General features: G+C 77.4%; 3 protein-coding genes. 1 reads left to right on the forward strand and 2 read right to left on the reverse strand.

What is annotated here, in order from left to right; all coding sequences use genetic code 11:
* Positions 1-164: 164 nt before the first annotated feature.
* Together ACSNOK_RS10515 and ACSNOK_RS10520 are read right to left on the reverse strand one after the other, a co-directional pair.
* Positions 165-1,532 (reverse strand): serine/threonine-protein kinase, encoded by a 1,368-nt coding sequence (locus tag ACSNOK_RS10515; protein WP_436780338.1) that lies wholly within the window; start codon positions 1,530-1,532, stop codon positions 165-167.
* 206 nt (positions 1,533-1,738) lie between these two features.
* Positions 1,739-3,673, reverse strand: a complete 1,935-nt coding sequence (locus ACSNOK_RS10520) for a protein kinase domain-containing protein (RefSeq protein ID WP_436780339.1) — start codon at positions 3,671-3,673, stop codon at positions 1,739-1,741.
* Between the two features lie 828 nt (positions 3,674-4,501).
* Between ACSNOK_RS10520 and ACSNOK_RS10525 the strand changes: the two genes are divergently transcribed.
* A partial coding sequence (locus ACSNOK_RS10525; RefSeq protein ID WP_436780340.1) for an FHA domain-containing protein occupies positions 4,502-8,061 on the forward strand: 3,560 nt, incomplete at its 3' end.

The following is an 8,061-nucleotide window of genomic DNA, read 5'->3' on the forward strand; positions in this document are numbered from 1 at the left end:
AACCGGTGCGCGGGGCGGCGGGGGACGCCCTGCGGGACCGGGGTGTCCGGCCGGGAACCGGGGACGGGCGGGCGGCGCGGGAACGGACGGGAGCGGACGCCGCCGCTCCGGTCGGGCCGGGGCGGGCCCGCCGGAGCTGACCCGGCGGCGCGCCCGCCCGGCCGCTACGGGAGCTGTCCCTGCGGCTGTCCTTGCGGCTGCCCCTGGGGCGCGTCCGTGCGGTGCACGCCCGGCTTGGCGTCGCCGGAGTCGTGGTCGGCGGTGGCCAGCCAGCCGCCCACGCCGGCCGCCGCGGCCAAGGCCGCCGCGGCGGCGCCCAGCTTGATCCGGCGGCGCCGCCGGACCTCGGCGGGGGTGCGGTGCCGGGCGGAGCCGGCCCGGGGCTCGCCCGCGGCCCGGGGGGCGCGGGCCGTACCGTGCGCGCCGCCCGCCAGTTCCTCGGGACCGGGCACGCGCATGCTCGTATGCGTGTCCCGGGTGGAGTCGAACGCGGGGGTGGGCACGAGCGGGACCGCGCCCCGGCGGCGCGGCGCGGGCGCCGTACCGCCGGGCGCTCCCTGCCCGTCGTACGCCGTGCCGCGCGCCTCGGCGCCGTCGGCGGCCGCCTCCCCGGGCCCGGTGTGCTCGTCGTCGGCGCCCGGCTCGTCGATGTCGAGCGGCGGCAGGCCGGCCAGGCCGGGGAGCAGCTCCCGCAGCCGGGAGGCCAGCTCGGAGGCGCGCAGCCGGGAGGCGGGCGCCTTGGCCAGGCACTGGACGATCAGCTGCCACAGCTCGTCCGGGATGCCGGGCAGCGGCGCCACCGTCTCGGTGACGTGCCGCCGCAGGACGGCCCCGGGGTGTCCGCCGCCGAACGGGGTGAACCCGGCGAGCAACTCGTAGAGGACGGTGGCGAGCGCGTACACATCGACGGAGGCACGAGGCGGCAGCCCCTCGATGATCTCCGGGGCGAGGTAGTCGGGCGTGCCGATGACGCTCCGCTGCACGGCCCCGCGACCGCCCGCGCCGGCGCCCGGCTGCCGCTCCCGGGCCGGACGCGGGGCGTCCACGAGGCGGGCGATGCCGAAGTCGGTCAGCAGCGCCGGGTGGGCGCCGCCGGGGCCGAGCGGGCCCTGCATGTCGAGGAGGACGTTCTCCGGTTTGACGTCGCGGTGGACGACCCCGGCCTTGTGCGCGGCGGCGAGGGCGTCGGCGACGTCGGCGACGATGGCGACGGCCGCCTCGGGGGCGAGGCGGCGTTCGTGGTCGAGCCGGGTGCGCAGGTCCGTGCCCCGGACCAGGTCCATCACCAGGGCGAGGTCGGCGCCGTCCACGACCAGGTCGCGGACGCCGACCACGTGTGGGTGGTCGAGGCCGAGGAGGGCGGCGCGCTCCTGGACGAACCGGCCGACGAGCTCCTGGTCTGAGGAGAGTTCCTCACGCAGGAGCTTGATCGCGACCGGGCCCTCCGGCCCCTCGCCGAGCCACACCGTTCCGGCGCTGCCCCGGCCGAGGACCTGGTGGGCGGTGTACCGGCTGCCGATCTTCCGTGCCAAGACTTTCCCCGACTCCTCCGACATCCGACAGGCGCGTCACCGACAACCTACGCGGCCGAGGGGATGCTAGGGGCACCGGCCGGTACCGGGCTGAGTTTTCCGGGTTTTCCCCGGGTTCCCCCAGGGTTTCCCGGACACAAGCCACCCTATGGGTGGGCGGCCCACTCCGGCCCCGGCCGTCCTCCGGCCGCGTGCCCGCCGACCGGTCAGGTTTTCGACCCCAGGCCGGACACCCAGTCCTTGGCCTTGGTGACCCAGTCCCAGGCGGCGTCCCAGAAGTTCTTCCCGTCGGCGACCCAGTCCTTGACCGGGGTGAACTCCCACACCGCCCAGGAGCCGATCACCAGGATGACGATCAGGAAGAGACAGCCCTTGAGGCACCCGAGGCCGGGGATACGCATGGGGTTGGCACTGCGCTGCCGGGGCGGGCGGGGCTCGCGCCGGGGCGCGGGCTCCGGCTCGGGGGGCGCGTACCGCTGTGGCTCCGGCGCCGGAGCGGGCTGCTGCCGGCGCGGCTCGGAGCGACGGCGCTCGGGCCGCTGGGGAGCCTGACGCTGCTGCTGCGGCTGCTGCGGCGGGTACTGCTGCGCCTGCTGGGGGTGCGGAGGCTGCTGCGGGTAGCCCTGAGGGCCGGGGTACCCCTGCGGGTTCGGGTAGCCCTGCTGGTGGGGGTTGCCCTGCCGGGGGTAGCCCTGCTGGGGGTCGTACCCCCGTCGGCCGGGGTCGCCCTGCTGCGGGTACGGCTGTTGGTAGGGCTGCTGCGGCGCCGGGCGGCGCGTGGGGCGCCGGCGCAGCGGGTCCTCGCTGGGGTCCAGGTACTGGACCTGCGTCTGGTCGTTGCGGTCGCGGGCCGCGCGCAGCTGCGTCTGCCAGGGGTGCGGTCCGTCGGCCTGCTGCGGCTCGGGGCCGACGGGCGGCATGGCGCGCGTCGGGTCCGCCCCGCCGTACCCGTCGGGGCCGGTGGGCATGATCCGGGTGCCGTCGGGGGCCGCGGACCCGGCCGGCAGGACCTGGGTCGGGCCCGCGTCCGGACCGGACGGGACGCCGGGCGGGGTGTGGGGCGAGGTGCTGGGCAGGACGCTGGTCGCCGCGTTCGGGTCGTAGGCGCCCGGGCCCTGGCCCGCCGACGGGTTGACGGTCGGGGGCAGCACCTGGGTGGGGTCGGCGTCGCCGAAGCCGCCGGGCGCGCCCTGCTGTCCCGCCTGGCCGGTGCCGGGCACCCGGGCCGGCTGCGGGTCCGGGGCGAGCAGGGCGGCGACGCCGAGCGCCGCCTCGGCCTGGGCGGGGCTCGCGTGCACGCCGATGCCGGCGGCGACCACGCGCAGGGCGCGGGCCAGGCTCTCGGCGCTCGGCCGCTCCTCCGGGCGCTTGCGCAGGCAGCGCTCTATGACCGTCCAGAGGGGCTCGGGAACGGTGGTGGGACGGCGCGGTTCCGCGCTCAGGTGCTGGTGCAGCACCTCCAGTGCGGTCGCCCCGGCGAACGGCGGACGGCCGGTGACCAGCTCGTACAGCAGGATGCCGGCGCCGTAGATGTCGACGGCGGAGGTCTGCGGGCGGCCCTCGGCGGACTCCGGCGCCACGTACGCCGGGGTGCCGACGAACTCGTGGGTGCGGGTCAGACCGGGCGAGTCGGCGAGGCGGGCGATGCCGAAGTCCGTGAGCATCGGGTGCATCCGGCCGTCCTCGTTCTTCAGGAGGACGTTGGCCGGCTTGAGGTCGCGGTGCACGATGCCGTCGGCGTGGCTGGCCGCCAGCGCGTCGGCGATCTGGGCGGTCAGCAGGGCCGCGGCCACCGGGGTGAACGGGCCGTTCTCCCGCAGGTAGCGGTGCAGGTCCGGGCCGTCGACCAGGTCCATCACCAGGGCGAGCAGATCGCCCTCGACGACCAGGTCGCGGGTGCGGACGATGTTCGGGTGGGTGAGCCGCAGCAGCACGGAGCGCTCGCGCAGGAAGCGCATGACGACGTCCGCGTCGTTGGCCAGCTCCTCCTTGAGGACCTTGATGGCGACGGTCTCGCCCGGCTGTCCGGCCACGGCCGCCTCGGCGCCCGCCGCCTCCCGCTGGCTCGCCCGCCAGACGGTGCCCGTCGCTCCGCGTCCGAGCGGCTCTTCGAGCAGGTATTTGCTGCCTACCGGCCGCACGTCATGCGCTCCCTGGTCGTGTGCTCCGGCCCGGCGGCCCGCGGTCGTGCCGCGAGCCGGATGCTGGGCCGCTCTTCTTTTTACGGTTCTTTCCGGTTCTTCCCGGATCCACCGCTTTCCGGTTCCCGGTTCGTCTTCGGCCGTCTCCGGCCGTCGTCGGTTCCCTCCGGTCGGGTCCGGTCGCCGGCACCCGGTCTCCCGGGGCCGGCCCTCCGGCCCACTGTAGTGCGGTCCCACGCACCGCCGTCCCGGCGAATCCGTGGGGCACGGGGGAAAGACGCGCCCCGGGGACCGTTGGTTGCCATGAGCGGTGGCGGACCTTCCGCCGGGGGCGCGGGCGGGCGGCGCGCGGAGGAGGCGCACGGGACGCGCGGCACGGCGCGCGACGGGGACGAGGCGAATGAAAGAACGGGCCCCCGGGGGATCGGAGGGCGCGGGCGCAGGTGCCGCAGGAGGCCGTCGTCCGAAAGAAGGCGGCGGCAGGCGAAGGAAAGCGAAGAGAAGCGGAGGGAAGCGGAAGGAAGCGAGGAGAGAAGGGGAGGGAAACGGAAGGAAGTTCCCGGATGTCCGATCACTCCCCGCTCACGATCGGACGATTTCTTCGCCGTCGGTGCGTGGGCCGGCCGATTTTCAAGATCACGAAAGGGCCTGCGCCGGACACGCTGTCAGTGGCAGGTGCGAGGATGCTCGCAGCACGGTGCGGTGGGGGCGGAGCCGAGGCCCCGCGCTCCGTGGTGACCTGTACGTGCCGAAGCGCCCGTGCGGCCGGTGGGGGAGACGTCCTGCCCCTGTCGGCGCACCACGGGCAGGAAGGGACAGTGGACGCCGATGCAGATCCGGCTGACCGTCCTCGGGCCGTCGCTCGGCGGCCACGCCGCGCACGCCTGCGACGTTCTGGTGACCGCTCCGGCGGGCACCGCCCTCGCCGGTGTGACGAGCGGGCTGGCCGCCGTCCTGGCCGCGGCCGGTTCCGACCTGGGGACCGGAGCCGTCGCCGTCTACGCGGGCACGGAGCGGCTGGACGCGCAGCGCTGCGCGCTGGGCGAGCCCCCGCTGATCGACGGCGCCGTGCTCTCCCTCGGCGCCCCGGCCGACCCGGACCGGCACCCCACCACGCCCCTCGCCCTGCTGGCGGAGACCACCGCCCGCCTCCACGTCGTCTCCGGGCCGGACGCGGGCGGCGTGCACCTGCTGCACGGCGGCGAGGTCCGCATCGGCCGCTCCTCGACGGCCGACATCCCGGTGGACGACCCCGACGTCTCCCGGCTGCACTGCGCGGTCACCCTGGGCGACGACGGCCGCGTCACCCTCCATGACCTCGGCTCCACCAACGGCACCACTCTCGACGCGACCCCGGTCGACGAACGGCCCGTGCCGTTCCGGCCCGGCGCCCTGCTCCGCGCGGGTGAATCGACCCTGGTCCTCCACGGCCCCGACGGCGCGGACACCGGCCCCGGCGAGCCGGCTCACACCCCGCCGGCGGCCGCGGCCCTCACGGGCGACGCGGCGCCGGAAGGAGCCGGCTCCCCCTTGCTCCTCCCCACCTCGCCCGACGGCGAGGGACACCTTCGAGTGACACCACGAGCGCACCGCCCGACGGCCGTCACCCGGACGGACGCTCCCGAGACCCGACACCCGGACCGAACGGGCGGGCTCCCGGACGGACGCCGCCCTCAGGCGGGCGGGCGCGCCGGGAATGTGACGGCCGGGGTGGATCGGGCTCGGGGTACGGGCGTGACGGCGCGGTCGGCCGGGACGCTCGCGCAGCCGCGCGACGGCGGGGCCGCGGGGCGCGGCGGCTCCGGCACACCGGGCGGCTCCGGCACACCGGGCGGCTCCGGCACACCGGGCGGCTCCGGCGCACCGGGCGGCTCCGATGGGCGTGCCGCCACATCGGAGGTGGAAGCACGGGGAGGCGTACCGCCGCGCGCGGGATCGGCCGATCGCAGGGCGCGCTCCGTCGAAGGCTCCGTCGAAGCCGCGGGCTCCGCTGCGGCCAGTGGGATTGGCGGGACCGGCGGGGCCGCTTGGTCCGCCACGGCTGTCGAGTCCACCCAGGCCCATGCCCCCGCCGAGTCCCGGTCCGCCGGGTCCACGACCGGTACCGCCTCTCCCCGGGCCCACTCCGCCGAGACGGGGACGGACACCCGCCCGCGCACCGCAGCAGCGGCTCGGGCGGACCACAGCACCGGTCGTCAGCCTGTTCACGACGCCCCCGCCGGCCACGGCACCGGCGCCACGCGGACGTCGGGGAACGCCACCGCGCCCCACGGCAACCGTGCCGCCGCTCCCGCCCCCGCGGCCCGTCCCCCCGTGGACGCGCCGCGCGCCGACACCCCCGGCGGAACCGACCGCTTCGCAACAGCGGCGGCCGACGCCCCTTCCGCCGGCCGGGAGGCCCGCCCCGCACCGACCGCGTCCTCCACCGGTCACTCCCCCGAGCCACTTCCCCGGCCCACCGCTGCCCATAGGCAGGTCCGGCCCTCGCAGGCCGCCCCGGCGCCCGGCCGGGACCGCACCGTCACGGGCTCCCCCGAGCGGACCGAGACCGCGCCCCCCGCGCCCGAACGGGACCACACCACCACTCACACGTCGGGCGCACACTCGAACCCGGCGGGCCCCCCGGTGCCGTCCGGCGCACCGGGATCCGTACCGGCCGACCCGAGGCGCGGAGGCCGGGCGCCGGGCGACGACCCGTACGCCGACCGCGCGTCCCGGCCTGTCCGGAGCGACAGCGCGGCAGCAGCGGGAGAGACGACGCGGCATCAGGCACCGTCCACCACAGCCGCTCCCGTCCGGGGTGCGGCGCCCGCCGGTGCCCCCGCGGTCCGGCCGGAAGGAGACTCACGGTCCGCAACGGGCGGAGAGGCGACGGCCGGAGCCGGCCGGGCCTCCGCCCCCGGCTCCGTGACCGGGGAAAGCCAGGCGTCGGACCGCGGAGCCACGGTGGCCGGAGTGCGACGAGTGCTGCGGGACGCGCACGCCGACGACCCCCGCCAGGGGGCCGTGGAGGCGGAGTACCCGGCCCAGGGCAGGACACCTGATGTGCGAGGCGGCGCGACGGCGCCCGGAGCCGGCGCCGCACCGGAGGACGCCGCGCACTCGGCACAGGCCGGGGCGGCCGGGCGACGACACGTCCCGGCCGCCCGGGACACTCGTGCGCTCGCGGTGGACGGCCCCGACGCGCACCACCAGACGTCCGGTACCGCTCCCCACCCCCGCACGAGCTCCGAGGGGCATGCCGCGCACACGGGACGGCTTGTCGCGGGGCCGAACACCCGGGCCCCCGGCCACAATCCCACGGGTGGCACTAGCCGCCCGGGTGCTCCTGACGGCAACGCCGGGGGCCGCGACGGCTTCACGCGCGGTGCGCCGGTCCGCACGGACGGGACCGCCGACGCTCCGGACCGGGACGCGGCCGGGCTCGAACGCGGGCCTTCCGCACCAGACCGGGCGCGCGGCTTCGAGGACGCCCGCGCGTCGGGGACGGGCGCGTCCTCGCAGGGCGCGGCGCAGGCCGGCGGTGGCCGCGCTCAGGAGACAGGACCCGTCACCGGTGAGCGGTGGCACGGCCGGACCGAGTGCAGCCCCGACGCAGGTCACGCACCCTCCGGCGGCCGGGGAAACACCGGCGAACCGAACGCGCCCCACAGCGCGTTCCGGCACGCCGGCCCGGCCCGAGACGGCGGCAGGACCGGCAGCCAAGCGGAGGCGCAAGGCACCTCGGGCGCTCAGCCGGCCAGTGCGGCGGGCGGGCGTCCGGGGCCCGCCGGTGTCTCGCCGGCCGTTCCCGCCGACGGCGACGCCCGCGTATCCGGAACACGCGCCACCACCCCCCGTACCCCCGCGACCGCCGACTCCGAACGGAGCACGCACGCGCGCGGATTCCGCGCGGAGACGGGGGCGTCCGACGGTGGCTCCCGGGCCGGGGCCGCGGAGGCGCTCGGCTCCGCTCGACGCGGCACCTCGGGAACGAGCATCCCCGGGCAGGCCAGGGCGGGGAACGGCGTCGAGAATCCGGGCCGCGCCACGTCCGCCTCCCCCGCGCCGGGTACGGCAGGGTGGGAGCACGGCGCGGGGGACGCCCTGCCCGCGAACGGCGTTCGTCAGGGCGGGAGTACGGGAACGACCGGCACCGGTACCGCCCGCTTCACCACGACGCCGGCCTCGGCACCTGCCGCGACCACCACGGCGAACTCGGCAGCCGACGAAGCACGCACCACCGGTCTGCCCGGACACCACGGGCGTACGACGCCCCACGTTCCCCAACAGCCCCGCACCGAGCACCGGGACACCGCACCCCGCACGACACCTGACGCGCCGTCAACCCACGGGCGCCCCTCGTGGGCCACCGACTCCGCCCGCCCCCACGCCGCACCGGAGACCAC

Origin of the sequence: Streptomyces sp. URMC 126 (assembly GCF_051386555.1) — a bacterium.
GTDB lineage: Bacteria > Actinomycetota > Actinomycetes > Streptomycetales > Streptomycetaceae > Streptomyces.